Genomic DNA, 25,112 nt, shown 5'->3' with positions numbered 1-25,112 from the left:
CTTTTCGTTTTCCGGTGCGTCGGCTGCGGTCAGCCGCGCGGCTTGCCGAGCAGCGGCTTCAATGTCGGCCACACGTTGTCGAGCAGAATGCCCTGGGCCTGCTGCGCGGGATGCATCTGGTCGGCCTGGAACATCTCGGGCTTGTTCTCGATGCCGGCCAGCAGGAACGGCACGAGCGGCACGCCGAGGTCCTTCGACAGCCGCGTATAGAGCGCGTGGAACTTCTGCGTGTAGTCGGGGCCGTAATTGGGCGGCACGTACATGCCGACCAGCACGACCTTTGCCTGTGCACGCCGTGCGCCGGCGATGATGTCGCGCAGGTTCTGCTCGGTCGTCGCGAGCGGCACGCCGCGCAGCGCGTCGTTCGAACCGAGTTCGACGACGACGATCGACGGCTTGAGCCGCTGCAGCACCGCCGGCAGCCGCGCACGGCCGCCGCTCGTGGTGTCGCCGCTGACGCTGGCGTTCGCGACGCTATAATCGATTCGCTCGGTGGCGAGCCGTTGCCGCAGCAGCGCCACCCAGCCAGTGTCGCGCGGTAATCCGTATTCGGCCGACAGGCTGTCGCCGAGCACGACGATCACGGGCGGGCTCGATGCCGGCGCCGTCGCGGCGCGTGCGGGTACGGTGACGGCCAGCAGCGTGCCCAGCAGCGCGGCGGCCGTCGCGCGTCTTTTCCAGCGAAATGTCGTGTCCATGTTCAAGATTACCGATCCGATCATCGAAGTCCATGACGTGTGCAAGCGGGTTGCCGATGCAACGGGCGAGCTGACGATCCTCGACGGCATCACGCTCGCCGTGCAGCCGGGCAGCAGCCTCGCGATCGTCGGCGCGTCGGGCTCGGGCAAATCGACGCTGCTCGGCCTGCTCGCGGGGTTGGACAGCGCGACGAGCGGCACGGTTCGCCTGCTCGGCCGCGCGCTCGACCCGCTCGACGAGGACGAACGCGCGGCGCTGCGCAACGGCGCGGTCGGATTCGTGTTCCAGTCGTTCCAGTTGATGCCGCACCTGACGGCGCTCGAGAACGTGATGCTGCCGCTCGAACTGCAGGGCGGCATCAGCGCGCGTGACGCGGCCGACCGCGCCCGCGCGCTGCTCGTGCAGGTCGGTCTCGGCGAACGCACCGCGCATTATCCGAAGCTGCTGTCGGGCGGCGAACAGCAGCGCGTCGCGCTCGCCCGCGCGTTCGTCACGCGCCCGGCGATCCTGTTCGCCGACGAGCCGACCGGCAGCCTCGACGCGGCCACCGGCCACGCGGTCATCGACCTGATGTTCGAGCTGAACCGCACGCATGGCGCGACGCTCGTGCTCGTCACGCACGATACCGAACTCGCGCGCCGCTGCGCGACGACAGTCACCATCGACGCCGGGCGCATCGTCGCGCCGCACACAATCGCTCCGCGTGACGCGTGAATATCCGTGCCGGCCGCGCATGGTGAATTGCGCGGCCGGCACGGGTGCGACGCCGTCGCGTCAGTTCTTCTTCAACGCTTGAGCGCCGCACGGGCGCGCTCGATCAGCGCCGTGGTCGACGAATCGTGCTTCGTCGGATCGACCGATTCGGCCGACAGGTCGGCTTCGACGACCTTGCCGAGAATCTTGCCGAGCTCGACGCCCCACTGGTCGAACGGATTGATGTCCCACACCGTCGCCTGCACGAGCACCTTGTGCTCGTAAAGCGCGATCAGCGCGCCGAGCGTGCGCGGCGTCAGCGCATCGACGAGCAGCGTCGTGGTCGGGCGGTTGCCGGGGAACGTCAGGTGTGGCGCGAGCGCTTCCTTGCCCGGCCCGGCCACCTTGCGCGCTTCTTCGAGCGTGCGGCCGAGCATCAGCGCCTCGCTCTGCGCGAAGCAGTTCGCGAGCAGTTTCGGATGATGGCTCGCCAGCGGATGCTCGGGCGTCAGCACCGCGATGAAATCGATCGGCACGATCGTCGGCCCCTGGTGCAGCATCTGGAAGAATGCATGCTGGCCGTTGGTGCCCGGCTCGCCCCACGTGACGGCCGACGTCGGGTAGTCGACGAAGGTGCCGTCCAGGCGCGCGGATTTGCCGTTGCTCTCCATTTCGAGCTGCTGCAGGTACGACGGCAGGTAGTGCAGCGCTTCCGAATACGGCGCGACGAGATAGCTCTGCGAGCCGAAGAAATTCCGGTACCAGATGCCGATCAGGCCGAGCAGCACCGGCAGGTTCCGCTCGAGCGGCGCTTCGCGGAAGTGGCGGTCCATGTCGTTCGCGCCGGCCAGCAGCTCGTCGAACCGTTCAGGGCCGACCGCGATCATGATCGACAGGCCGACCGCCGACCACAGCGAATAGCGGCCGCCGACCCAGTCCCACATTTCGAACACGTTGTCCGCGGCGATGCCGAACTTCACGACTTCGGCCGGGTTCGCCGACACGCCGACGAAGTGTTTCGCGAGCGCGTCCTCGGGGCAGCCGCGCGCGACGAACCAGTCGCGCAGCGAGCGTGCGTTGGTCATCGTCTCGAGCGTCGTAAACGTCTTCGACACGATGATCGCGAGCGTTTCCTCGGGATCGACCTGTTCGAGCACGCGCGCGAGATCGGCGCCATCGACGTTCGACACGAAGTGGGTCGAGATCTCGGGCGTCGCGACGTGGTGCAGCGCATGCACGACCATCTTCGGCCCGAGATCGGAGCCGCCGATGCCGATATTGATCACGTGGCGAATGCGCTTGCCCGTATAGCCCGTCCACGTGCCGCCGCGCACGGCGCGCGCGAACGTCGCCATCTTCGCGCGCTCGGCGCTCACCTGCGCGTGAAACGGCGCCTGCGGGTCGGTCGCGCGCAGCGCGGTGTGCAGTGCGGCGCGGCCTTCGGTCGGGTTGACGATCTCGCCCGCGAACATCGCGTCGCGGCGCGCTTCGACGCCCGCGTCGCGCGCGAGCTGCACCAGCAGACGTACCGTTTCGTCGTCGATACGGTTCTTCGAGAAATCGGCCGCGAGACCGCCGCCGGCAATCGTGAAGCGCTCGGCGCGGGTGGGCGCGCGGTCGTTTTCCGGCGCGAACCAGTCGCGCAGCCGCGCGTGGCGGATCTGTTCGAAGTGGGATTGAAGGGCAGTCCAGGCGGGGAGCGATTTCAGCGTCATGGCGGTTCGAGTGAAGCGTGAATCGGGATGAATGCCGCGCCGGCTCATCGGGATCGGAAAGCCGGCGGACGAGAAGGCCCGCCGTGCGGCGGGGCAGTCAGTATAGCGGCGTTACGTGTCGGCGCGCGGCGATGGATAAAAAAGGCGATTGATCAGCGTGCGCACCATCGGCGCGAGCTCGCCCGCGGTCAGCCCGGCCGGTCCGGTGCCGTTCGCGGTCAGCGTGTCGGCCGCGAGGCCGTGCAGGTAGACGCCGGCCAGCGCGGCCTCGTACGGCGCGACCCGCTGCGCGAGCAGCGCGCCGATCAGGCCGCCGAGTACGTCGCCGGTGCCGCCGGTGGCGAGCGCCGCGTTGCCGGTCGGATTGATCGTCACGCGGCCGTCGGGCGCCGCAATCACCGTACCCGAGCCTTTCAGCACGACGATGGCCGCGTAACGGGCGGCGAGCGCCTGTGCGGCCGCGACACGATCGCGTTGCACGGCGGCGGTGTCGCTGTCGAGCAGGCGTGCGGCTTCGAGCGGATGCGGCGTCAGCACGCATGGATTGCCACGTGCGCCGCGCGTGGCGACCGCGGCCGCGAGGTCCGCGTGCGTCGCGACGAGATTCAGCGCGTCGGCATCGAGCAGCGTGGCGGTGTCGTGCGCGAGCACGTCGCGCACGAGCGTCGCCGCGGCCTCGCGCGTGCCGAGCCCGCAACCGGCCGCGATCGCGGTCATCGCGCCGAGGTCGAGGGTGTCGGCCGGATGCAGCATCAGTTCGGGAAAGGGCGGATCGTACGGCGGTGCACCCGCGCCAAGGAAGCCGACGTGCACCTTGCCGGCGCCGGCGAACAGCGCGGCGCGGGCGGCGAGGATCGGCGCGCCGCACATGCCCGTGTCGCCGCCGAGCAACGCGAGGCTGCCGTACGTGCCCTTGTGGGATGCGAACGCGCGCACGGGCAGCGCCGCGGCGAACCGGGCGACTGCGTTCAGCACGATGGCCGGCGCGGCGGGCGGCGCGACGTCGAGCGACGCGACGTGGATCTCGCCGGCGAGGTCGCGGCCGTCGCCCGTGTAGAGGCCGGGTTTCGCGCCGATGAAGGTGAGCGTGTGGGTGGCCGCGACGGCGACGCCCGCGCCGACGATCTGGCCCGTGTCGCTGTCGAGCCCGCTCGGCACGTCGAGCGCGAGCACGCGGCCGCCGCCGCGCGCATGGGCGGCGATGCGCGCGGCCTGCTCGGCGAACGGACCGTCGAGCGCGCGGCCGAGACCGATGCCGAACAGCCCGTCGACGAGCCACGCGTAGCCATCCAGCGACGCGGGCGCGGTGGCCGACAACGGCACGCCGGCCGAGCGCGCGAGACCGAGCGCCCATTGCGCGTCGTCCGGCTTGACCGGCACCGGCATCCACGCATGCGTCGCGACGCCGAGCTGCTGGAGCTGCGCGGCGGCCACCAGTGCGTCGCCGCCGTTGTTGCCGGGGCCGACCGCGAACCAGACGGGGCGGTCGTCGCCGGCCATGCGCTCGGACAGCCAATGTGCGGCGGCGGCGCCGGCGCGACCCATCAGCGTGTGCGGCGGCAGCGCGGCGGTGGCGTCGGCTTCGGCCGCGCGCAGGTCGGCGACGCGCAGCAGCGCGATCGGATCGGAATCGGGAAGCGGGTGGGTAGCGGTCATCGCGGGATCGTGGCGGCTGGCAAGGATGCCGCCACGGGACGCCCCGCGGCGGTCAGGTCGTGAAGCGGCCGGCGCTCAGCGCGGCCAGCGTGTCGGCGGGCCAGTGCTGGACGTTGCCGCCCAGATAGTCGGCCACCACTTTAGCAGACCCGCACGCGAGCCCCCAGCCGGCCGGGCCATGGCCGAAATTGACGAACACGCGTGGATGCGGGGTCGGACCCACGACGGGCAGGCCGTCCGGCGACAGCAGTTGCATGCCTTGCCACGACAGCGCGGCCGAAATCCGCGCCGCGCCGGGTACCCAATCGTGGACGGCCTGGCCGAGCAGCGCGAGCGCGGCCTCGGACAGCGGCTCGGCGAGCGGCTTCGCGGTGTCCGCCAGGCTCTGCAGCACGGCGGCGCCGCCCACGCGCAGCCGCTGGTGGGTGCGCGTGATCGAGATCCGCTTGATCGAATCGACGACGCTCAGGTGTGGCGCATGCTCTTCGTATGCAACCGGCGCGGTGAGCGTGTGGGTGCGCACCGGGTGCAGCGGCAGGCGCCAGCCGAGCCGTTCGAGCAGTGCGAGGCTGCCGGCGCCGGCCGCGACCACGATCGCGTCGGCGGACATCACGTCGACCTCGCGCGCCTTCGCCGGGTTTCCATTGCCCGGCGGCACGAGTTCGACCGCGGCGCGGCCGTCGTCGACGCGGATCGCGGCGACGTCCGCGCCGAAGCGGAACTGCACGCCGTGCTCGTCGAGCGTCTGCTTGACCAGTTTCGCGAACAGCGGGCAGTTGCCGGTGCGCTCGGTTTCGAGCAGCACGCCGCCCGCAAAGCCGGGTTCGGCCGGCACCGACGGCTCCAGCGCCGTGCATTCGTCGGCGGTGAGCGTGCGGTACGGCTGGTCGAGCGTGCGCAGCAGGTCGAGCGCGGGTTGCAGCGCGTCCCAGTCGCGCGGATCGCGCACGACGTGCAGGATGCCCGGCTTCTGCTCGAATTCGAGCTCGAGGCGCGTCTCGATATCGGCGAGCGTGTCGCGCGACACGTCGATCAGCGGGCGCAGCCGCGCGTACTGCGCGGCGAACGCGTCGGGCTCGCGCAGCGCGCCGAGCTGCTTGACGAAGCGGCGCACGCCGCCGTTCAAGCCCGGTTTGTAGACGATGCCGCTGTCGCGCGGCTGGCGCTGGCGCATGAAAGTCGGGCCGAACCAGACGTCGAGGGGGCTCGGCAGCAGCGCGCCGCCGTCGCCGTAGGTCGCGCCTTGCGCGACGGTCGCGTGGCGTTCGACCACGCACACGCGATGGCCGGCCGCGCGCAGCTGGTAGGCGGTGGCGACGCCGCTGATCCCGCCGCCGATGACGATCACATCCATGGATTGCTTCGATGACGGGCGGCGCGCACGCCGCCCGGTGAGAATTCGCTGAGGGCCCGGGCCCGGTGAACCCGGAATGATAGCGCCAAAAGTGCGCGAGCCGGCGCCGGCCGAGCATGGGTCGTGCGGGCGCGCCACGACGGCGCGGCGCACGGGCTGCTCGGGCCGGCTAGGCGGGCGGCCGTGCGCGCCCCGCGCGCGGGCACCGGTGCGGTGCATGAGGCGCACCGATCGGCCGGTCTGGGACGCCCGACTTCCGGGTATAATTACGGCCTTCCTTTCGCCCCACGTCGCCACCTCGCGCGACTCTTCGACGTCAGTCCAGCCCATGGCTCACTTCTCGTGTTTTCCCGGCGCTTCGGCCCTCTCCGATTTCCGTCAAACCCGTCTGCTCGACACGCTCAGGCAAATCGACGCCAACATCGTCGCGGTGCGCGGCCAGTTCCTGCACTTCGTCAATGCGGCCGAGCCGCTGTCAGCCGACGACAGCGCGCGCATTGACGCGCTGATGCACTACGGCGAGCCGTTCCAGCCGGCGGGCGAGAAGGGCGCGACCGAGACCTTCGTCGTGCTGCCGCGCTTCGGCACGGTCTCGCCGTGGGCGAGCAAGGCGACCGACATCGCGCAGCACTGCGGCCTCACGCACGTGCGCCGCATCGAGCGTGGCGTCGAATTCACGGTCACGCTGAAGTCGGGCCTGCTCGGCGGCAAGAAGGCGCTGTCGGACGACGCCCGTGCGGCCGTCGCGGCCGCGCTGCACGACCGGATGACCGAAAGCGTGGTCGCGGCCCGCGACGACGCGAAGCATCTGTTCGACGAGCTGCCGGCCAAGCCGCTGTCGACCGTCGACGTGCTGGGTGTCGGCCGCGCCGCGCTCGAGCAGGCGAACGTCGAGCTGGGCCTCGCGCTCGCCGACGACGAGATCGACTACCTGGTCGACGCGTTCCGCAAGCTCGAACGCAATCCGACCGACGTCGAGCTGATGATGTTCGCGCAGGCGAACAGCGAACACTGCCGCCACAAGATCTTCAACGCACAGTGGACGATCGACGGGCAAGCGCAGGACATGTCGCTGTTCGCGATGATCCGCAACACCGAGAAGCTGAGCCCGCAGGGCACGATCGTCGCGTATTCGGACAACTCGTCGATCATGGTCGGTGCCGAAGCCGAGCGCTGGTTCCCGCGCAAGTCGGGTGCCGCGGGCGAGCCGGGTGAACGTTATGGCCGCCACACCGAGCTCACGCACACGCTGATGAAGGTCGAGACGCACAACCACCCGACGGCGATCTCGCCGTTCCCGGGGGCGGCGACCGGCGCGGGCGGCGAGATCCGCGACGAAGGCGCGACGGGCCGCGGCGCGCGTCCGAAGGCCGGCCTCACGGGCTTCACCGTGTCGAACCTCGACCTGCCTGACGCCCGCCGGTCGTGGGAAAACGATCGCGACGCCGCGCAGCCGATGGCCGAGCGCAACCCGAACGAAGCGCACGGCCCGTACGGCCGTCCGGACCGCATCGCGTCGCCGCTGCAGATCATGATCGACGGCCCGCTCGGCGGCGCCGCGTTCAACAACGAATTCGGCCGCCCGAACCTCGGCGGCTACTTCCGCGTGTACGAACAGAACGTCGGCGGCACGGTGCACGGCTATCACAAGCCGATCATGATCGCGGGCGGCCTCGGCAACATCGCGGATCAGCACACGCACAAGCACGACGTGCCGGCGGGCTCGCTGCTGATCCAGATCGGCGGCCCCGGCATGCGGATCGGCATGGGCGGCGGCGCCGCGAGCTCGATGGCGACCGGCGCGAACACGGCCGAGCTCGACTTCGACTCGGTGCAGCGCGGCAACCCGGAAATCGAGCGTCGCGCGCAGGAAGTGATCAACGGCTGCTGGCAGCTCGGCGCGGAAAACCCGATCCTGAGCATCCACGACGTCGGCGCGGGCGGCCTGTCGAACGCGTTCCCCGAAATCGTCGACGGCGCGGGCAAGGGCGCGCGCTTCGAGCTGCGCAAGGTCGCGCTCGAGGAATCGGGCCTGTCGCCGCGCGAAATCTGGTCGAACGAGGCGCAGGAGCGCTACGTGCTGGCGATCGCGCCGGCCGACCTGCCGCGCTTCGAGGCGATCTGCGCGCGCGAGCGTTGCCCGTTCGCGGTGGTCGGTGTCGCGACCGACGAGCGCCAGCTGAAGCTCGTCGACGACGAAGCGACGGGCGCCGGCGAATACCCGGTCGACATGCCGATGGAAGTGCTGCTCGGCAAGCCGCCGCGCATGCACCGCGACGTCGTGCGCGTGAAGACCGAGCGCGCGCCGGTCGACGTGACGGGCATCGCGCTGTCGGAAGTCGCACTCGACGTGCTGAAGCACCCGACGGTCGGCAGCAAGTCGTTCCTGATCACGATCGGCGACCGTTCGGTCGGCGGGACGTCGGTGCGCGACCAGATGGTCGGCCCGTGGCAGGTGCCGGTGGCCGACTGCGCGATCACCGCGCTCGACTACGCCGGCTTCAAGGGCGAGGCGATGACGATGGCCGAGCGTACGCCGCTCGCGGTCATCGATGCGCCGGCATCGGGCCGCATGGCCGTCGGCGAAGCGATCACGAACATCGCGAGCGCGCCGATCGCGTCGCTCGACAAGCTGAAGCTGTCGGCGAACTGGATGGCCGCGTGCGGCACGGCCGGCGAAGACGCCGCGCTGTTCGACACGGTCAAGGCGATCGGCATGGAGCTGTGCCCGGCACTCGGGATCGGCATCCCGGTCGGCAAGGACTCGCTGTCGATGAAGACGAAGTGGGACGAGCAGGGCGTCGCGAAGGAAGTGGTGTCGCCGGTGTCGCTGATCATCTCCGCGTTCGCGCCGGTCGAGGACGTGCGCCGCCATCTCACGCCGCAACTGCGCCGCGTGGCGGATGCGGGCGACAGCGTGCTGATCGCGATCGACCTCGGCCGCGGCAAGAACCGGATGGGCGGCAGCATCTTCGCGCAGGTCACGCAGCAGGTTGGCGACACGACGCCGGACGTCGACGACGCGGAAGACCTGAAGCGCTTCTTCAACGCGATCCAGTCGCTCAATGCGCGAGATTTGCTGCTCGCGTACCACGATCGCTCGGACGGCGGCCTGTGGGCGACCGTGTGCGAAATGGCGTTCGCGGGCCACGCGGGCGTGTCGCTGAACGTCGACATGCTGACGCTCGACCCGAACCACGAATCCGACTACGGCGACGCGAAGGACTGGGCGAAGCAGACGAGCGGCCGTCGCGACGACCGCACGCTGCGCGCGCTGTTCTCCGAAGAACTCGGCGCCGTCGTGCAGGTGCGCGCGTCCGACCGCGACGCGGTGCTCGGCGCGCTGCGCGAGTTCGGCCTGTCGACGTGCTCGCACGTGATCGGCTCGGTCAACGACCGTGACGTGATCGAGGTGTACCGCGATGCGAAGAAGATCTTCGACGCGCCGCGGACCGAACTCCATCGCGCATGGAGCGAAGTAAGCTGGCGCATCGCACGCCTGCGCGACAACCCCGCCTGCGCGGATGCCGAATACGACGCGCTGCTCGACGCGGCCGATCCGGGCATCTCGCCGGTGCTGACGTTCGATCCGGCCGACGACATCGCCGCGCCGTTCATCGCGACGGGCGCTCGGCCGCGCGTCGCGATCCTGCGCGAGCAGGGCGTGAACTCGCATCTGGAAACGGCGTACGCGTTCGACCGCGCAGGCTTCGATGCGCACGACGTGCACATGAGCGACCTGCTCGCGGGCCGCGCGACGCTGGCCGATTTCGCGGGTGCGGTCGCATGCGGCGGCTTCTCGTACGGCGACGTGCTGGGCGCCGGCGAAGGCTGGGCGAAGACGATCCGTTTCAACGCGAACCTCGCCGACATGTTCTCGGCGTTCTTCGCGCGTCCCGATACGTTCGCACTCGGCATCTGCAACGGCTGCCAGATGCTGTCGAGCATCGCGTCGATGATCCCGGGCGCGGAGGCGTGGCCGAAGTTCACGCGCAACAAGTCCGAGCAGTTCGAGGCACGCTTCTCGTTCGTCGAAGTGGAGAAGTCGCCGTCGATCTTCTTCGCGGGGATGGAAGGCTCGCGGATTCCGGTCGCGGTCGCGCACGGCGAAGGCTATGCGGACTTCTCGCAGCAGGGCGACATCGAGCGCGTCGCGGTCGCGATGCGTTACGTCGACCACCGCGGCGAAGCGACCGAGCGCTATCCGTTCAACCCGAACGGCTCGCCCGCCGGCATCACGTCGGTCACGACGGCCGACGGCCGCTTCTCGGTGCTGATGCCGCACATGGAGCGCGTGCATCGCACGGTCACGATGAGCTGGCACCCGGAAGGCTGGGGTGAGGCGAGCCCGTGGATGCGTGTGTTCCGCAACGCACGCCGCTGGATCGGCTGATCCGGGGATGATGTTCGACCCGAACGCGCCGGTCGAGGTCGTCACGCTGCGTGACGCGCGTGCGAGCGAGGCCGACGCGATCGGCCGCGTGATCCGCGCGGCGTTCGCGGGCGAGCCGCAGGGCGGGCAGTTCGAGCAGCGCATCGTCGACACGCTGCGCGCCGACGGTGCGCTGAGCGTGTCGCTCGTCGCGGAGCGCGACGGGCGTATCGTCGGGCACGTCGCGTTCTCGCCGGTTGCGATCGGCGGCGAGCCGGCCGCCAGCCAGCAGTGGTACGGGCTCGCGCCGCTCGCGGTGCGGCCCGAATGCCAGCGGCAAAGCATCGGCGCGGGGCTCGTGCGCACGGGGCTCGACGCGTTGCGGCGGCTCGGCGCGCGTGGCTGCGTCGTGCTCGGCGAGCCGGCGTATTACGCGCGTTTCGGGTTCGAACCGCACGGCGGCATCGTGTTTCCGGGCGTGCCGGCCGAGTATTTCCTCGCGCTGTCGTTCGACGAATCGGCACCGGTGCCGTCAGGTAACGTGCGTTACCACGACGTGTTCTATCCCGCCGCGTAGCGAACGCGGTGTGCGGTCACACCTGGCATGGCAAAGCCGCTCTTCGGAGCGGTTTTTTATTGCACGTCGGTCGCGCGTCGCCGCATCGCGAGACACATGTTCGCGCGCGCCAAAAGAAAAAGCCGCTCCGAAGAGCGGCTTTGCGATGCGCGTATGACGCGCGCCGGCGTTACTGAATCTTCGCCTGCTGGCGCAGACCTTCCTCGAACGCCTGCAGCTTCTGCTGCACGAGCTGCTGCGCGATCTGCGCCTTCACCTGGTCGAACGGCGGCGGGGCGATGTCGCGGATGTCGTCGACGCGGATGATGTGCCAGCCGAACTGCGTCTTCACCGGCGCGTCGGTCATCTGGCCTTTCTGCAGCTTCTGCGCGGCCGCCGCGAATTCCGGCACGTACGCCTTCGGGTCCGACCAGTCGAGATCGCCGCCGTTCTTGCCCGAACCCGGATCCTTCGAGTATTGCTTCGCGAGATCCTCGAATTTCGCGCCGCCCTTGATCTTCGCGATCAGGTCCTTCGCCTGCTGTTCGCTCTCGACGAGGATGTGGTGCAGGTGATACTCGCGGTTGCCGCCCACGCCCTTGACGAGTTCGTCGTAGCGCGCCTTCACTTCGGCGTCGGTCGGCTGGTTCTTCTTCAGGAAGCTCTCGATCATCGAGCGCAGCACGACGGTCTGCTGCGCGACGGCGACTTGCGCCTTCACGTCCGGACGATTCGGGATGCCTTCGCGGATCGCTTCCTGCATCAGGATTTCGCGGTTCACGAGTTCCTGGCGCACGGCCTGCTGCAGTTGCGGGCCGTCGGTCTGGCCTTGCTGGACGAGCTGCGCGACCATCGCGTCGGCGCGCGATTTCGGAATCGGCGTGCCGTTGACGACGGCGATGTTCTGGGCGAATGCCGGCGCCGCTGCAAAGGCAGCCGCCGCGACCCACAGGCGGGGGGATTTCAGGATCATCGGGAATTCCTAATGAGACTAGATTGAAGATTCGTTGAATTCTTCGGGCGTGTAAGCCACGATCGCGAGCGCGTGAATGCCGCGCTGCATCGCATCAGCGAGCGCATCATACACCAGCCGGTGCCGCGCGACGCGCGGCTTGCCCGCGAACGCGGACGATACGATCGTGACCGTGAAATGGCCGCCGGCGGCCGCGCCCGCGTGGCCTGCGTGCTGCGCGCTGTCGTCGCGCACGGTGAGCGACAGCGGCGCGAGCGACGCGGTGAGGCGCGCTTCGATCAGCGCGATGCGTTCGTCGGCGGAGGCGTGGAGAAAGGCGTCGCTCATGTCATTCGTCCTTCAGGTACTTCGTGAGCCACAGGCTCTGCAGGATGATGAATACGACCATCGCGCCCGTCGTACCGAACAGCTTGAAGTTCACCCATTGCGATTCGGTGAAGTTGTGCACCACGTACAGGTTCGCGACGCCGAGCACCGCGAAGAACAGCGCCCACGCGACGTTCAGCTTGTCCCACACGGGGGACGGCAGCGTGAGCTGCTTGCCCATCATCTTCTCGATCAGGTTCTTGCTGAACGCATAACGCGCGGCGAGCAACCCGATCGCAAACAGCCAGTACAGCACGGTCGGTTTCCATTGAATGAATTTCTCGTCATGCAGGACGAGGGTGGCGCCACCGAACACGACGATCACGCCCAGACTGACCCACAGCATCGTGTCGACCTTCCGGTGCCGGAAGGCGACCCACGCGACCTGGGCCAGCGTCGCGACGATCGCGACGGCGGTGGCGGTAAAGATGCCCCAGACCTTGAAGGCGACAAAAAACAGGATGATCGGAAACAGATCGAACAGGAATTTCATGGCGCTCGCAGCTGCGTGACGGGCCGCTCCTGCGGCCCGTCACCGTTGTAGGGACCCACCAGGCATCGCCGTCGCGGATCGGGGCGGTCCGGCTCGAGGCTGGCCGCCCGGCAGATCCGCCCGGCGCCGCTCATTCGTTTTCGGGTCGGGACTCGAAGTTTAACGCAGCCGAATTGATGCAGTACCGCAAACCGGTCTTGTCGCGCGGGCCGTCCTCGAAGACGTGGCCCAGATGCGCGCCGCAGTGGTTGCAGCGCACCTCGACGCGCACCATCCCGTGCGAGTAGTCGACCTTCTCGTCGATCACCTCGCCGTTGAGCGGCTTGAAGTAGCTGGGCCAGCCGCAGCCCGAGTGGAACTTGGCGCCGGATTCGAACAGCGGTGTGCTGCAGACGACGCACTTGTAGATGCCGGCATCCTCGGTGTCGGTGTATTCGCCGGTGAACGCGCGCTCGGTCGCCGCGTGCTGCGTGACCTCGTACTGCATCGGCGTGAGCCGGCGGCGCAGCTCGGCGTCGTCCTTCTGGTACGGGTAGGTTTTGTCGTCGGAATCGTGGGACATGGGGTTCTCCTGATCGGTCGGTCGAGATGCGCGGGTTGCGGGCTTACGACGAGCAGCTCACTTCGAGCGAGCCCGCCCAGTCGGGCGGCAACGCCGCGTATGCTTCGTGCTCCGGTTGTTCGTCGAACGGGCGGCGCAGGATCCGCGCGAGCCGCTCGACTTCCGAAAAATCCTTTTCCTTCGCGCGCCGGATCGCGACTTCGGCCAGATGGTTGCGAAGCACGTATTTGGGGTTCGCGCGGTTCATTGCAACCGCGCGTGCCGCGTCGTCGCGCGTTTCCTCGGACAGCCGCGCGCGGTAGAGGTTCGCCCATGCGTCGAATGCTTCGCGGTCGATGAAGAGGTCGCGCACGGGCGCGTCGCGGCTCGCGTCGTGCTTCGAGAGCTGCGCGAGCCGGCGGAACGTCAGCGTGAAATCCGCGTGGCTCGCGTGCATCGTCTCGAGCAGCTTGTTCGCGAGTTCGGCGTCGTTCTCGCGCTCGAGCTCGAGGCCGAGCTTCGCGCGCATCGCGCGTTCGAGCGCGGGACCGAAGCGTTCGGGGAATGTCGCGAGTACGGCCTGTGCATCGTCCACCGCGCGCTCGGCGCGCGCATCGTCGTCGGCGATGCCGTGCTGCAGCCCGATCAGCGGCAGCAGCGCCTGCGCGAGGCAATAGCAGTTCCAGTGCGCGATGCGCGGCTGCATCCGGTACGCATAGCGGCCGCCGGTGTCCGAGTGGTTGCAGATGTGGTTCGCGTCGAATGCGTCGACGAAGCCGAACGGACCGTAGTCGATCGTCACGCCGAGGATCGACATGTTGTCGGTGTTCATCACGCCGTGGCAGAAGCCGACGGCCTGCCATTGCGCGACGAGCTCGGCCGTGCGCAGCGTCGCGGCTTCGAGCAGCGCGAGGTACGGATCGTCCGCGTCGCGGCAGGCCGGATAGAAGCGGTCGATTACATGATCGGCAAGCTGGCGCAGCAGGTCGGGGCGATCGTTCGAGAAGAAGTGCTCGAAGTGGCCGAAGCGCACGAAGCTTTCCGACACGCGCGTGACGACGGCCGCCGTCTCGATCTCCTCGCGCACCACCGGCTGGTCGGAGCCGATCACCGTCAGCGCGCGCGTGGTCGGGATGCCGAGGTGATGCATCGCTTCCGAGCACAGGAATTCGCGGATCGACGAGCGCAGCACCGCGCGGCCGTCGCCCATCCGCGAATACGGCGTGCGGCCGCCGCCCTTGAGCTGCAATTCGTAGCGCCGGCCGTCGGCGCCGGGCAGTTCGCCGATCGTCAGCGCGCGGCCGTCGCCGAGCTGGCCGGCCCACACGCCGAACTGATGGCCGGAATAGACCGATGCGTACGGCATCGCGTGCGCGGGCCAGTCGCGCGTCGGGTTGCCGGCGAACAGCTCGGCGAAGCCGGGCCGCGCGGCGATCGACGGCGGCAGGTCGAGCAGTCGCGCGACTTCGTCGGAAAAGCCGACGACGTACGGCGCGGCGAGCGGCGCGGCCGGCAGCCGCGTATGAAACGCGTCGCCGAGCGTCACGAACGCGCGTTCGGCGGGCGCGCCGAGCGTCGCGGCGAGGTCGGGCAGGGTGTCAGCCGCATCGGCTGCGCTTCGGGAAAACGACATGTTGAGCGCCTCTGGGTAAGCCGATATTGTAAGGCGGCGCCGCGCCGCCCGCATGGCGGCCCGCGCACCGCGCGCAGCGTCCGTCCGGGCCGCCGACGGGCGCGCCGCGGGAGCCGGTCACCGATTCGCATCCTTCACGGAGAACAAGACGATGGGTAAGCCGTTGCTGGGCCAGATGATGGATGTGCCGTTGCTCGTGTCGTCGCTGATTTCGCATGCCGCGCGGCACGCCGGCGACACGGAGATCGTGTCGAAGCGCGTGGAGGGCGACCTGCATCGCTATACGTACCGCGATTGCGAACGCCGCGCGAAGCAACTGGCGCAGGCGCTCGCGCGGCTCGGCGTCGACACCGGCGACCGCGTCGGCACGCTGGCGTGGAACGGCTACCGGCATCTGGAAGCGTATTACGGGATCGGCGGGATGGGCGCCGTGTGCCACACGATCAATCCGCGCCTGTTCCCCGAACAGATCGCGTACATCGTCAATCACGCGGAAGACCGCTACGTCTTCTTCGACATCAATTTCGCGCCGCTCGTCGATGCGATCGCGCCGCAATGTCCGCACGTGCAGGGCTGGATCGCGATGACGGACGCCGCGCACCTGCCGTCCGGCGCCACGCCGTTCCTCTGCTACGAAACGCTCGTCGACGCCGAGGACGGTCGCTACGACTGGCCGCGCCTCGACGAGCAGCAGGCGTCGGGGCTCTGCTACACGTCGGGGACGACCGGCAACCCGAAGGGCGTGCTGTATTCGCATCGCTCGACCGTGCTGCATGCGTACGGCGCCGCGCTGCCCGACGCGATGAACCTTTCCGCGATGGACGCCGTGCTGCCCGTCGTGCCGATGTTCCACGTCAACGCATGGGGGCTGCCGTACGCGGTGCCGCTCACAGGCGGCAAGCTGGTGCTGCCCGGCAAGGATCTCGACGGGAAATCGCTGTATGAGCTGATGGAGGCCGAGCGCGTGACGTTCTCCGCGGGCGTGCCGACCGTGTGGCTCGGCCTGCTGAACTACATGCGCGAAGCCGGCGTGCGTTTCTCGACGCTGAACCGCACGGTGATCGGCGGCTCCGCGTGCCCGCCCGCGATGCTGCGCACGTTCGAGGACGAATACGGCGTGCGCGTGATCCATGCGTGGGGGATGACCGAACTGTCGCCGCTCGGCACGCTCGCGAAGCTCAACTGGGCGCAGTCGCGGCGGCCGCTCGACGCGCAGCGCCGGCTGCTGGAGAAGCAGGGGCGCGTGATCTGCGGCGTCGACATGCGCATCGTCGGCGAGGACGGCCGCGAGCTGCCGTGGGACGGCGTCGCGTTCGGCGAACTGCAGGTGCGCGGGCCGTGGGTGATCGACCACTACTTTCGCGGCAATGAATCGCCGCTGGCGGACGGCTGGTTCCCGACCGGCGACGTCGCGACGATCGACCCTGACGGCTTCCTGCAGATCACCGACCGCAGCAAGGACGTGATCAAGTCGGGCGGCGAGTGGATCAGCTCGATCGACATCGAGAACGTCGCGATCGCGCATCCGGGCGTGGCCGAGGCCGCCTGCATCGCGTGCGCGCACCCGAAATGGACCGAGCGGCCGCTGCTCGTCGTGGTGCCGCGCGAAGGCGCGAACCTGAGCCGCGACGCGCTGCTCGCGTTCTACGAGGGCAAGGTCGCGAAGTGGTGGATTCCCGACGACGTCGTGTTCGTCGAGTCGCTGCCGCACACCGCGACCGGCAAGCTGCAGAAGCTGAAGTTGCGCGAGACGTTCCGCGATTACGTGTTGCCGACGGCGGTGGGCGCGCCGTAAGCCCTCGCGCCCGGGCAGCCGCCGGCACGCGATGCCGATCGCCCGATGCCGGTCGCCCGACGCCGGTCGCCCGACGCCGGTCGCCCCCGCTCCGTCCCCGAATCGGGAACGCAATTCAAATTGAACGATCGTGCTTTTTCGTTGTATGCTGCCTGCGTTCATCCGGACATGCGGCCGTTCGACCGCGCACAATGAAGCGCAGCCAATCCGGCGCGCGATGCATGGAGGCAGGCAGATGGCAGTGGATTACTCGACTCGCGACGGCGTGGCCGTCATCACGCTCAACAATCCGCCCGTCAACGGGCTTGGCTTGTCGACCCGCCAGGGCGTCATGGACGCGCTCGATCGCGCCGCGCAGGATCCGTCGGTCACGGCCATCGTGCTGACCGGCGCGGGCCGCGCGTTCTCGGGCGGGGCCGACATCACCGAATTCAATACGCCGAAGGCGCTGCAGGAGCCGACGCTGCACACCGTGATCCGCGCGGTGGAGGCGAGCGCGAAGCCGGTCGTCGCGGCGCTGCACAGCGTCGTGATGGGCGGCGGCCTCGAGCTCGCGCTCGGCGCGCATTACCGGGTCGCCGCGCCCGGCGCGCAGGTCGCGTTGCCCGAGGTGAAGCTCGGGCTGCTGCCGGGCGCGGGCGGCACGCAGCGCCTGCCGCGCGCGGTCGGGCTCGAAACCGCGCTGAACATGATCGTGTCGGGCGCGCCGGTGCCGTCGGAGCAACTCGCGAAGAGCGGGCTGTTCGACGAAATGGCCGACGGCGACCTGCTCGACGCGGCCGTTGCGTTCGCGCGCAAGGTTGGCGCGCAGAAGGGGCCGCATCCGCGCGTGCGCGATCGCAAGATCGTCCACGAGAACGCGGCGGGCTTCATCCAGTTCGCGCGCAATTCCGCGCGGGCCGCCGCGCCGAATTTCCCCGCGCCGCACAAGTGCATCGACGCGATCGAGGCCGGCGTGCTGAACGGCTTCGACAAGGGCAGCATCGCCGAGCGCGAGGGTTTCGTCGCGCTGATGATGACGCCGGAAAGCCGCGCGCTGCGCCATGCATTCTTCGGCGAGCGCGCGGCGAGCAAGATTCCCGACGTGCCGGCCGATACGCCGTTGCGCGAGATCCGCCGGGTCGGCGTGATCGGCGCGGGCACGATGGGCGGCGGGATCGCGATGAACTTCGTCAACGCCGGGCTGCCGGTCACGCTGCTCGAGACGAAGCAGGACGCGCTCGAGCGCGGCCTCGCGACGATCCGCAAGAACTACGACGCGCAGGTGAAGAAGGGCAAGCTCTCGCAGGAGAAGCTCGACGCGCGCATGGCGCTGATCGCGCCGACGCTGTCCTACGACGACCTGAAGGACGCCGACCTGATCGTCGAAGCCGTGTTCGAGGAACTCGGCGTGAAGGAGCAGGTGTTCAGGAAGCTCGACGAGGTCGCGAAGCCGGGCGCGATCCTCGCGTCGAACACGTCGACGCTCGACGTCGACAAGATCGCGGCGTTCACGAAGCGTCCGCAGGACGTGGTCGGCATGCACTTCTTCAGCCCGGCGAACGTGATGAAGCTGCTCGAGGTCGTGCGCGGCGCGCAGACCGCGAAGGACGTGCTCGCGACCGTGATGGCGGTGGCGAAGAAGATCCGCAAGACGGCGGTCGTGTCGGGCGTGTGCGACGGCTTCATCGGCAACCGGATGATCGAGCAGTACATCCGCCAGGCGCTGTTCATGCTCGAGGAAGGCGCGCTGCCCGCGCAGGTCGATCGCGCGATCGAGAAGTTCGGCTTCGCAATGGGGCCGTTCCGGATGAGCGACCTCGCCGGCAACGACATCGGCTGGGCGATCCGCAAGCGGCGCTACGTCGAGCAGCCTGGCCTGCACTATTCGAAGATCGCCGACCGCCTGTGCGAGCAGGGCCGCTTCGGCCAGAAGACGGGCGCCGGCTGGTACGACTACGTGCCGGGCGATCGCAAGGCCAAGCCGTCGGCGCTCGTCGACGAGATGGTTGTCGCGTACTCGAAGGAGCGCGGCGTCGAGCGGCGCAAGATCGGCGACGACGAGATCGTCGAGCGGCTCGTGTTCGCGCTCGTCAACGAAGGCGCGAAGATCCTCGAGGAGAAGATCGCGTCGAAGGCGTCCGACATCGACATGGTCTATCTGACCGGCTATGGCTTCCCGCTGTGGCGCGGCGGCCCGATGCTGTACGCGGATACGGTCGGCCTCTACAACGTCGAGCGCGCGATTCGCCGCTATGCGGCGGCGCCGAACGGCGACGCGTGGCAGCTCGCGCCGTCGATCGCGGAACTGGCCAAGGCCGGCCGCGGGTTCAACGGCTGACGATCTCGCACGACGGCGCGCCCGATTCACCCAGGAGAATTGAAATGAAACGCACCGACGACGTCCTGCTCGTGATCGACGTGCAATACGACTTCATGCCGGGCGGCGCGCTCGCGGTGCCCGACGGCGATGCGGTCGTGCCGGTGATCAACGCGCTCGCGCAACGCTTCGACCAGGTCGTGCTCACGCAGGACTGGCACCCGCGCGAGCACGTGTCGTTCGCGGCGAACCATCCGGGCCGCGAGCCGTTTTCCACGCTGTCGCTGCCGTACGGCGAGCAGGTGCTGTGGCCCGTGCACTGCGTGCGGGACACCGACGGCGCGGCGCTGCATCGCGACCTCGACATCCCGCACGCGCGGCTCGTGATCCGCAAGGGCGGCGACGCGCAGGTCGACAGCTATTCCGCGTTCGTCGAGGCCGACCGCACGACGCGCACGGGGCTCGCGGGCTACCTGCGCGAACTCGGCGCGAAGCGCGTGTGGTGCTGCGGGCTCGCGACCGACTATTGCGTCGCATGGTCGGCGCTCGATGCGCGCGCGGCCGGTTTCGAAGCCGCGGTGATCAACGATGCGTGCCGTGCGATCGACCTGAACGGGTCGCTCGCGCACGCATGGCAGCAGATGCAGGCAGCGGGCGTCGCGCATGTGACGTCCGCCGGCGCGCGCCCGGCGGCGTAGCGCATTTCCCATCCGATTCAGGACATGAAGCAGGACCGAAGGAGACTCGCATGACCGAAGCCGTAATCGTATCGACCGCACGCACGCCGCTCGCGAAGTCCTGGCGCGGCGCATTCAACATGACGCACGGCGCGACGCTCGGCGGCCACGTGGTCGCGGCCGCGCTCGAACGCGCGAAGCTCGATCCGGCGCGCGTCGAGGACGTGATCATGGGCTGCGCGAATCCCGAAGGCGCGACGGGCGCGAACATCGCGCGGCAGATCGCGCTGCGCGCGGGATTGCCGGTGAGCGTGCCGGGGATGACGGTGAATCGTTTCTGTTCGTCGGGGCTGCAGACCATCGCGCTGGCCGCGCAGCGGATCGTCGCGGGCGAAGGCGAGATCTATGTGGCCGGCGGCGTCGAATCGATCTCGTGCGTGCAGAACGAGATGAACCGGCACATGATCCAGGAAGGCTGGCTCGTCCAGCACAAGCCCGAGATCTACTGGAACATGCTGCAGACTGCGGAGAACGTCGCGAAGCGCTACGGCATCTCGAAGGAGCGGCAGGACGCATACGGCGTGCAGTCGCAACTGCGTGCCGCGGCCGCGCAGGAAGCCGGGCGCTTTCGCGACGAGATCGTGCCGATCACCGTGCTCGCGGGCATCGCCGACAAGGCGACGGGCCGCCTGTACACGCAGGAAGTGACGGTCTCGGCCGACGAAGGCATTCGCCCCGACACGACGCTCGAAGGCGTGTCGAAGATCCGGTCGGCCGTGCCGGGCGGCGTGATCACCGCGGGCAATGCGAGCCAGTTCTCGGACGGCGCGTCGGCATGCGTGGTGATGAGCGCCGACGCCGCGCAACGCGAAGGGCTGCAGCCGCTGGGCGCGTTCCGCGGCTTCGCGGTGGCCGGCTGCGAACCGGACGAAATGGGCATCGGCCCGGTGTTCGCGGTGCCCAAGCTGCTGAAGCAGGCCGGGCTGACAGTCGACGACATCGGCCTGTGGGAGCTGAACGAGGCGTTCGCGGTGCAGGTGCTGTACTGCCGCGACACGCTCGGGATTCCTGAGGAGCGCCTGAACGTGAACGGCGGCGCGATCGCGGTCGGCCATCCGTACGGCGTGTCGGGCGCGCGCCTGACCGGCCATGCGCTGATCGAGGGCAAGCGGCGCGGCGTGAAGTACGTGGTCGTCACGATGTGCATCGGCGGCGGGCAGGGCGCGGCCGGCCTGTTCGAAATCCTCTGATCTTTGACCGGCCGCGGTGGCGCTTCGGCGTCACCGCACGCCGCCGCGATGAATCGGCGCGACCGATGCGCGATTCGCAACGACGGGGAAGCAAAAGGCATGCACCCGGCAATGCCGTTTCCCCTGACTTGTCAAACGAATTACCCCACCTATACTTGCTCTGACATTTGCCTTTCGGCACGATGGGTCAGATCATGCGTTGCGCGATCCGTGCCGCGAAGACTCCAATCAACGCAGCAGACCGACCGGGGACCGAATGAGTACGACCTATGCAGCCGGGGAACCGCCGCGCGTCGTCAGTGCGGCCGCAAGGCTCTACGCGAAATGCCTGCTGGTCGGATTCGCGTTGCTGCCTGCGTATCTGATTGCCTATCTGTGGTTCTTCAGCGACCGGAGCGTCGTATTCGAGAACCACGCTTTCCATGAAATCGCGATCGCGGCGGCGACGATCGAAGGCGCGTTCGTCACCTATGTGACGTGGGTGTGCTACCGGTCGTCCGGCGAGCCGCTGCTGCGCTGGCTGACGCTCGGCTTTCTCGGTTTCGCGATGATCTATGCGCTGCACGGCGCGTTCACCGGGATGGCGCATCACAATATCTGGCTGTTCCTGCTGTACGGGCCCGCGTCGCGGTTGGCGATGTCCGTGCTGCTGCTCACGGGCCTGCTGTCGTATTCGCGTCCGCCCGACCGGGTCGACAAGCGCACGAGCGCACGGACGTGGCTGCCTTGGATCGTGCTCTTCCTGATCGTCGACGTGGTGGTCGCGTACATCGCGTATTCGCCGGTTGCCGGTGCACTCGGCACGCGGCTGTCGATGGAAGGCGGCGCGCTGGTGTTCTCGCTGCTGAACGTGTGCCTGCTGCTCGCGCGGCGGATCCGCTCGCCGCTGATGGTGATCTACGGCATGTCGATCATGGCGTTCGCGCTGTCGTCGCTCGCGTTCATCCTCGGCAAGCCGTGGAATCACATGTGGTGGCTCGCGCATGCGATCTTCGCGGGCGGGTTCTTCCTGCTCAGTTACGGCGTCGTGCAGGCGCTGCAGACGACGCGCTCGTTCTCGGCGATCTACAGCCAGGAAGACCTGATGAGCCGCTTGTCCGAATCGATGGCGCGCACCGAAAGCGCGCTGCAGGAGCTGCGGCGCACGAACCAGAAGCTCGAGTACATGGCCGCGACCGACCCGATGACGGGCGCGTCGAACCGCCGCCAGTTCATCGCGCAGGTCGAGCGCGAGATCGTGCGGGCCGAGCGCGACGGCACGCCGTTCTGCCTGCTCGCGCTCGATCTCGACAATTTCAAGAACATCAACGATGCCTACGGGCACCAGATCGGCGATGAAGTGCTGCGCGGCGTCGTGCGCCAGTGCCTCGAGGCGATCCGGCCGGCGGGCGCGCTCGCGCGGGTCGGCGGCGAGGAGTTCATGGCGCTCCTGCCCGAGATGCCGCTCGAGGGCGCGCGGATGACGGCCGAGCGCGTGCGTTCGTCGATCGCGAGTGCGCCGTTCGGGCTCGACTTCAAGCGCGTGCAGGTGACGGTCAGCGTCGGCGTCGCGCAATACGGCGTCGACGGTGGCACGGTGGATGCGCTGCTGCGGGTGGTCGACGAGCGGCTGTACCAGGCGAAGCGGGAAGGGCGCAACCGCGTGGTGACGCGCTAGTCCGCATGCCGGCGCCGGTGCCGGCATGCACGCGCGTGGCGACGCGCGCTAGCGCGACGCCACGGCCGTCGCCTGCTTCGATCGTTCGTCCTGCATCGGCTGCGACGCCTGCCACCAGTATTTGCCCGCGCGCTGCTGCGGGTCGCGGATCGCGAGATACGTCGTACTCCAGAGTTGCGCCGCGTTGGCTTCGGTCGCATCGGCGCTGCGCGTGCCGAATGCGTCGGTCTGGTACTTGCCGTTCACGTAGGACCACGTCCACATTTCCGACGTGCGCATGTCGCGTCCGTTCGAGATCACCTGCCAGATCGTCTGCCGCGCCTGCGCGAGCAGCGTGCGTGTCGTGGCCGACAGGTCCTGGCGCGCCAGCTGGCGATCGAGCCCGGCCACCCACATCGCCTGCTGCCACGACCAGACTACCGTGCCGTGATACGCGGAGCTCGTGAACTTCGGCCACAGCGACGGGCTCGCATACGCGGGGTTCGCGATCAGCATCCCGGCATCGGTCACGAGCCCGGTCGGGAACGGCCGCGTGACGTCGCCGACGATCCGCTGGAGCTGATCGTCCGGCGGCGTGCCGAACAACAGCGCGAAGCCGCCGTCCGAATGCATCACCGGAATCGGGTTGCCCTGCTGGTCGAGCGACAGCGCGTAGAAGGCCAGCGGTGCGTTGGGCGCGGCGCCGGCCGGCACGCCGGCGGATGGCGCATAGGCCGACACGTCGGTGGCCGCCTGCGCGGCCGGCACGCTGACCTGGAACAGCGGCGGCGCCTGCGTTTCCCATGTGGCCGCTTCGTTCGCCGTGTTGGCGAGCGTCGCGCGTTGCTGCGCATCGAGATACGGATCGAGCAGGCCGCGGGCGAGGAACGCATTCGCCGCGCGCAGCGCGGCCGGCACGAGCACCGCGTTCACGTCGTACGGGTAGACGCCGCCGCCGAGGCCGTCGGTGCTGTCGCGCCAGTTGCCGACGATTTCGCCGGGCCGCAGGTGAATCAGGTTTGCCACCGACGGTTGCTGTGCGAACGGCTGCGCGGTCGTCGCGACGTGCAGCAGGTTGACGACGAGGCGGCTGCCGTTGGTCTGCCCGTCGCTGCCGCGCTGCGCCAGGTACGCGGCCGCGCGGGCCTGGCCGCGCGTATCGTCGATCAGCCACGCGGCGGCGATCGGTGCGAGCAGGTAGTCGCTGTCGATCATCTTGTAGTCGTAGGTCGGTGTCGCATCGTTCGGCCGCCCGTTCTTCTGGTTGTCGACCAGCGCGAATTCGCCGATGCCTTCCTCGTGCGCGACCTTGCCGTCGGCCGACAGGCGGCTCAGCACCGACGACAGCCCGGCCTCGATCGCCGCCGGTTCGAGCACGGGCATCAGCATGCGGACCGAGATCAGCGTGTCGCGGCCGAAGTACGTGTCGTACTGCCACGAGCCGGCCAGCAGCTTGTCGTTGAAGCTCAGGAATTCGAGCACGTTCTGGCTGACCGGGTCGGGGTTCACGGACGGCGCGAACAGGTCGGCGTGCGTGATCGGCGACAGCGGCGTCTCGCCCGACAGCGCATCGATGTGCAGCTTCAGCGTGTGCGAGCCGGCCGGTGCGTTCAGCACGAGCTTGCCGCCGGCCGCCGGCGCGATGCTGCCGCCGTCGCGCAGCGTGATGCGCAGCGCATAGCCGGGCGCGCCGTCGAGCCGGTCGCGTTGCCATTGCGCGGTGCTGCCCTGGACCGTCGGCGCGGTGAGGATCTGCGGCGGAATCGTCGCGCCGCCGTTGAAGTCGCGCAGGAAGCGCACGTTGCTGAGCACGCCCTGGCGGATCGTCAGCGTAGCGGTGTCGACCGACACGTCGGCGCCGATGCCGTACAGCGGACGGCCGTGCGCGTCCGGGGCCGACAGTGCGGCCGGCGGCGTGTCGAGGCTCCAGTTCACCGGCTGCGCGGTGTCGTCGAACCACAGTCCGGTGCCGCTATTGCCGGCGGGGAAGACCACGAGCAGACGCGGCTTCGTGGACGAGCGCACCAGCAGATGCGCGGCGACCTTGTCCTGCCGGTAGAACGCGTTGATCTGGCCGCCGGTGTCCATGCGGAACGACAACGCGGCGGTGTTCGACGGCGGGTTGTTCGATTTGACGTCGTCGTCGTTGCAGGCCGACAGCAGGCCGGCGCAGACGAGCCCGAGACCCAGCGACTTCGCAAGGCGATGCATGTTGATGTCCCTCCTGATGACTCGCGATTTTTTATCTGGATGTTCCAATCGGCGGATCTTGGGTCCGTCTGATCCTGTTTTGCATTCACTCCGGCGAATGGCGGGAATTAATCGGGGTGTTGCGCTTCTTCTAAAGGGAAACAGGTTGGCAAATAACCGGTTGGCCGATAAATGCCGAAAGCCGAAAACGGCA

At 68.8% G+C, this 25,112-nt stretch carries 18 protein-coding genes; 8 read left to right on the top strand and 10 right to left on the bottom strand.

Translation table 11 applies throughout. The features are described 5' to 3' along the window. Positions 1-29: 29 nt before the first annotated feature. On the bottom strand, positions 30-698 hold the full coding sequence (locus CFB52_RS09830; protein ID WP_060316593.1) for an arylesterase: 669 nt from the start codon (positions 696-698) through the stop codon (positions 30-32). Between CFB52_RS09830 and CFB52_RS09825 the strand changes: the two genes are divergently transcribed. Then, the gene (locus CFB52_RS09825) at positions 697-1,413 is read left to right on the top strand and encodes an ABC transporter ATP-binding protein (RefSeq protein WP_059645536.1); all 717 of its coding nucleotides are present in this window, start codon (positions 697-699) and stop codon (positions 1,411-1,413) included. The genes CFB52_RS09830 and CFB52_RS09825 overlap by 2 nt on opposite strands. Positions 1,414-1,484: 71 nt before the next feature. Here the strand turns inward: CFB52_RS09825 and pgi are convergent, their stop codons facing one another. The 3 genes from pgi to CFB52_RS09810 all read right to left on the bottom strand — a co-directional run bounded on the left by pgi (position 1,485) and on the right by CFB52_RS09810 (position 6,117). Continuing rightward, complete coding sequence (gene pgi / locus CFB52_RS09820) at positions 1,485-3,107, bottom strand: glucose-6-phosphate isomerase (RefSeq protein ID WP_099316495.1); 1,623 nt, start codon at positions 3,105-3,107, stop codon at positions 1,485-1,487. Positions 3,108-3,218: 111 nt separating this feature from the next. Next, complete coding sequence (locus tag CFB52_RS09815; protein ID WP_099316494.1) at positions 3,219-4,763, bottom strand: NAD(P)H-hydrate dehydratase; 1,545 nt, start codon at positions 4,761-4,763, stop codon at positions 3,219-3,221. A gap of 52 nt (positions 4,764-4,815) precedes the next feature. Then, positions 4,816-6,117 carry an FAD-dependent oxidoreductase gene (locus CFB52_RS09810; RefSeq protein ID WP_099316493.1) on the bottom strand — a complete coding sequence of 434 codons (1,302 nt, stop codon included), beginning with the start codon at positions 6,115-6,117 and terminating at the stop codon, positions 4,816-4,818. 328 nt (positions 6,118-6,445) lie between these two features. On the opposite strand from CFB52_RS09810, the gene purL reads away from it, so the two are divergent. Both purL and CFB52_RS09800 read left to right on the top strand, forming a co-directional pair. After that, entirely contained in the window at positions 6,446-10,510 is a 4,065-nt protein-coding gene (gene purL / locus CFB52_RS09805; protein WP_099316492.1) for a phosphoribosylformylglycinamidine synthase, read from the top strand. 7 nt (positions 10,511-10,517) lie between these two features. Then, on the top strand, positions 10,518-11,066 hold the full coding sequence (locus tag CFB52_RS09800; protein WP_059585188.1) for a GNAT family N-acetyltransferase: 549 nt from the start codon (positions 10,518-10,520) through the stop codon (positions 11,064-11,066). Between the two features lie 169 nt (positions 11,067-11,235). On the opposite strand, the gene CFB52_RS09795 is transcribed toward CFB52_RS09800, so the two are convergent. The 5 genes from CFB52_RS09795 to CFB52_RS09775 all read right to left on the bottom strand — a co-directional run bounded on the left by CFB52_RS09795 (position 11,236) and on the right by CFB52_RS09775 (position 15,051). Further along, positions 11,236-12,018, bottom strand: coding sequence for a peptidylprolyl isomerase (locus CFB52_RS09795; protein ID WP_050013274.1), 783 nt, complete (start codon positions 12,016-12,018; stop codon positions 11,236-11,238). 18 nt (positions 12,019-12,036) lie between these two features. Then, entirely contained in the window at positions 12,037-12,345 is a 309-nt protein-coding gene (locus tag CFB52_RS09790) for a BolA family transcriptional regulator (RefSeq protein ID WP_050013273.1), read from the bottom strand. Between the two features lies 1 nt (position 12,346). Further along, positions 12,347-12,877: a septation protein A gene (locus CFB52_RS09785; RefSeq protein ID WP_059585190.1), complete on the bottom strand. Its 531-nt coding sequence runs from the start codon at positions 12,875-12,877 to the stop codon at positions 12,347-12,349. 130 nt (positions 12,878-13,007) lie between these two features. Further along, entirely contained in the window at positions 13,008-13,439 is a 432-nt protein-coding gene (gene msrB, locus CFB52_RS09780) for a peptide-methionine (R)-S-oxide reductase MsrB (RefSeq protein ID WP_059585191.1), read from the bottom strand. 43 nt (positions 13,440-13,482) lie between these two features. Continuing rightward, a complete protein-coding gene (locus tag CFB52_RS09775) occupies positions 13,483-15,051 on the bottom strand; it encodes a YdiU family protein (protein WP_059585192.1) in 1,569 nt (522 codons plus the stop codon). Between the two features lie 151 nt (positions 15,052-15,202). On the opposite strand from CFB52_RS09775, the gene CFB52_RS09770 reads away from it, so the two are divergent. From CFB52_RS09770 to CFB52_RS09750, 5 genes are all read left to right on the top strand, one after another. After that, positions 15,203-16,846 carry a 3-(methylthio)propionyl-CoA ligase gene (locus tag CFB52_RS09770; RefSeq protein WP_059585193.1) on the top strand — a complete coding sequence of 548 codons (1,644 nt, stop codon included), beginning with the start codon at positions 15,203-15,205 and terminating at the stop codon, positions 16,844-16,846. A 235-nt stretch (positions 16,847-17,081) separates the two neighbouring features. Then, on the top strand, positions 17,082-19,166 hold the full coding sequence (locus tag CFB52_RS09765; RefSeq protein WP_099316645.1) for a 3-hydroxyacyl-CoA dehydrogenase NAD-binding domain-containing protein: 2,085 nt from the start codon (positions 17,082-17,084) through the stop codon (positions 19,164-19,166). A gap of 44 nt (positions 19,167-19,210) precedes the next feature. Beyond that, the gene (gene pncA / locus CFB52_RS09760; protein WP_060316572.1) at positions 19,211-19,843 is read left to right on the top strand and encodes a bifunctional nicotinamidase/pyrazinamidase; all 633 of its coding nucleotides are present in this window, start codon (positions 19,211-19,213) and stop codon (positions 19,841-19,843) included. Between the two features lie 50 nt (positions 19,844-19,893). Continuing rightward, positions 19,894-21,072 carry an acetyl-CoA C-acyltransferase gene (locus CFB52_RS09755; RefSeq protein ID WP_059585195.1) on the top strand — a complete coding sequence of 393 codons (1,179 nt, stop codon included), beginning with the start codon at positions 19,894-19,896 and terminating at the stop codon, positions 21,070-21,072. Between the two features lie 256 nt (positions 21,073-21,328). Beyond that, on the top strand, positions 21,329-22,729 hold the full coding sequence (locus CFB52_RS09750; protein ID WP_059585196.1) for a GGDEF domain-containing protein: 1,401 nt from the start codon (positions 21,329-21,331) through the stop codon (positions 22,727-22,729). A 48-nt stretch (positions 22,730-22,777) separates the two neighbouring features. On the opposite strand, the gene CFB52_RS09745 is transcribed toward CFB52_RS09750, so the two are convergent. Then, positions 22,778-24,919 (bottom strand): hypothetical protein, encoded by a 2,142-nt coding sequence (locus CFB52_RS09745; RefSeq protein WP_099316491.1) that lies wholly within the window; start codon positions 24,917-24,919, stop codon positions 22,778-22,780. Between the last annotated feature and the right edge of the window lie 193 nt (positions 24,920-25,112).

Source organism: Burkholderia sp. AU18528, assembly GCF_002223215.2.
Lineage (GTDB): Bacteria > Pseudomonadota > Gammaproteobacteria > Burkholderiales > Burkholderiaceae > Burkholderia > Burkholderia semiarida.
The sequence above is the reverse complement of the archived record's forward strand: the minus strand, read 5'-3'. Positions and strand labels throughout refer to the sequence as shown.

Excerpts from the sequence above, each read along its gene's own strand:
- CFB52_RS09795 (WP_050013274.1), bottom strand. The coding sequence starts at position 12,018 with ATGATCCTGAAATCCCCCCGCCTGTGGGTCGCGGCGGCTGCCTTTGCA.
- CFB52_RS09750 (WP_059585196.1), top strand. The coding sequence starts at position 21,329 with ATGAGTACGACCTATGCAGCCGGGGAACCGCCGCGCGTCGTCAGTGCG.
- CFB52_RS09790 (WP_050013273.1), bottom strand. The coding sequence starts at position 12,345 with ATGAGCGACGCCTTTCTCCACGCCTCCGCCGACGAACGCATCGCGCTG.
- CFB52_RS09755 (WP_059585195.1), top strand. The coding sequence starts at position 19,894 with ATGACCGAAGCCGTAATCGTATCGACCGCACGCACGCCGCTCGCGAAG.
- pgi (WP_099316495.1), bottom strand. The coding sequence starts at position 3,107 with ATGACGCTGAAATCGCTCCCCGCCTGGACTGCCCTTCAATCCCACTTC.
- CFB52_RS09830 (WP_060316593.1), bottom strand. The coding sequence starts at position 698 with ATGGACACGACATTTCGCTGGAAAAGACGCGCGACGGCCGCCGCGCTG.
- pncA (WP_060316572.1), top strand. The coding sequence starts at position 19,211 with ATGAAACGCACCGACGACGTCCTGCTCGTGATCGACGTGCAATACGAC.
- CFB52_RS09775 (WP_059585192.1), bottom strand. The coding sequence starts at position 15,051 with ATGTCGTTTTCCCGAAGCGCAGCCGATGCGGCTGACACCCTGCCCGAC.
- CFB52_RS09825 (WP_059645536.1), top strand. The coding sequence starts at position 697 with ATGTTCAAGATTACCGATCCGATCATCGAAGTCCATGACGTGTGCAAG.
- purL (WP_099316492.1), top strand. The coding sequence starts at position 6,446 with ATGGCTCACTTCTCGTGTTTTCCCGGCGCTTCGGCCCTCTCCGATTTC.
- CFB52_RS09785 (WP_059585190.1), bottom strand. The coding sequence starts at position 12,877 with ATGAAATTCCTGTTCGATCTGTTTCCGATCATCCTGTTTTTTGTCGCC.
- CFB52_RS09745 (WP_099316491.1), bottom strand. The coding sequence starts at position 24,919 with ATGCATCGCCTTGCGAAGTCGCTGGGTCTCGGGCTCGTCTGCGCCGGC.
- CFB52_RS09765 (WP_099316645.1), top strand. The coding sequence starts at position 17,082 with ATGGCAGTGGATTACTCGACTCGCGACGGCGTGGCCGTCATCACGCTC.
- CFB52_RS09770 (WP_059585193.1), top strand. The coding sequence starts at position 15,203 with ATGGGTAAGCCGTTGCTGGGCCAGATGATGGATGTGCCGTTGCTCGTG.
- CFB52_RS09800 (WP_059585188.1), top strand. The coding sequence starts at position 10,518 with ATGATGTTCGACCCGAACGCGCCGGTCGAGGTCGTCACGCTGCGTGAC.
- msrB (WP_059585191.1), bottom strand. The coding sequence starts at position 13,439 with ATGTCCCACGATTCCGACGACAAAACCTACCCGTACCAGAAGGACGAC.
- CFB52_RS09815 (WP_099316494.1), bottom strand. The coding sequence starts at position 4,763 with ATGACCGCTACCCACCCGCTTCCCGATTCCGATCCGATCGCGCTGCTG.
- CFB52_RS09810 (WP_099316493.1), bottom strand. The coding sequence starts at position 6,117 with ATGGATGTGATCGTCATCGGCGGCGGGATCAGCGGCGTCGCCACCGCC.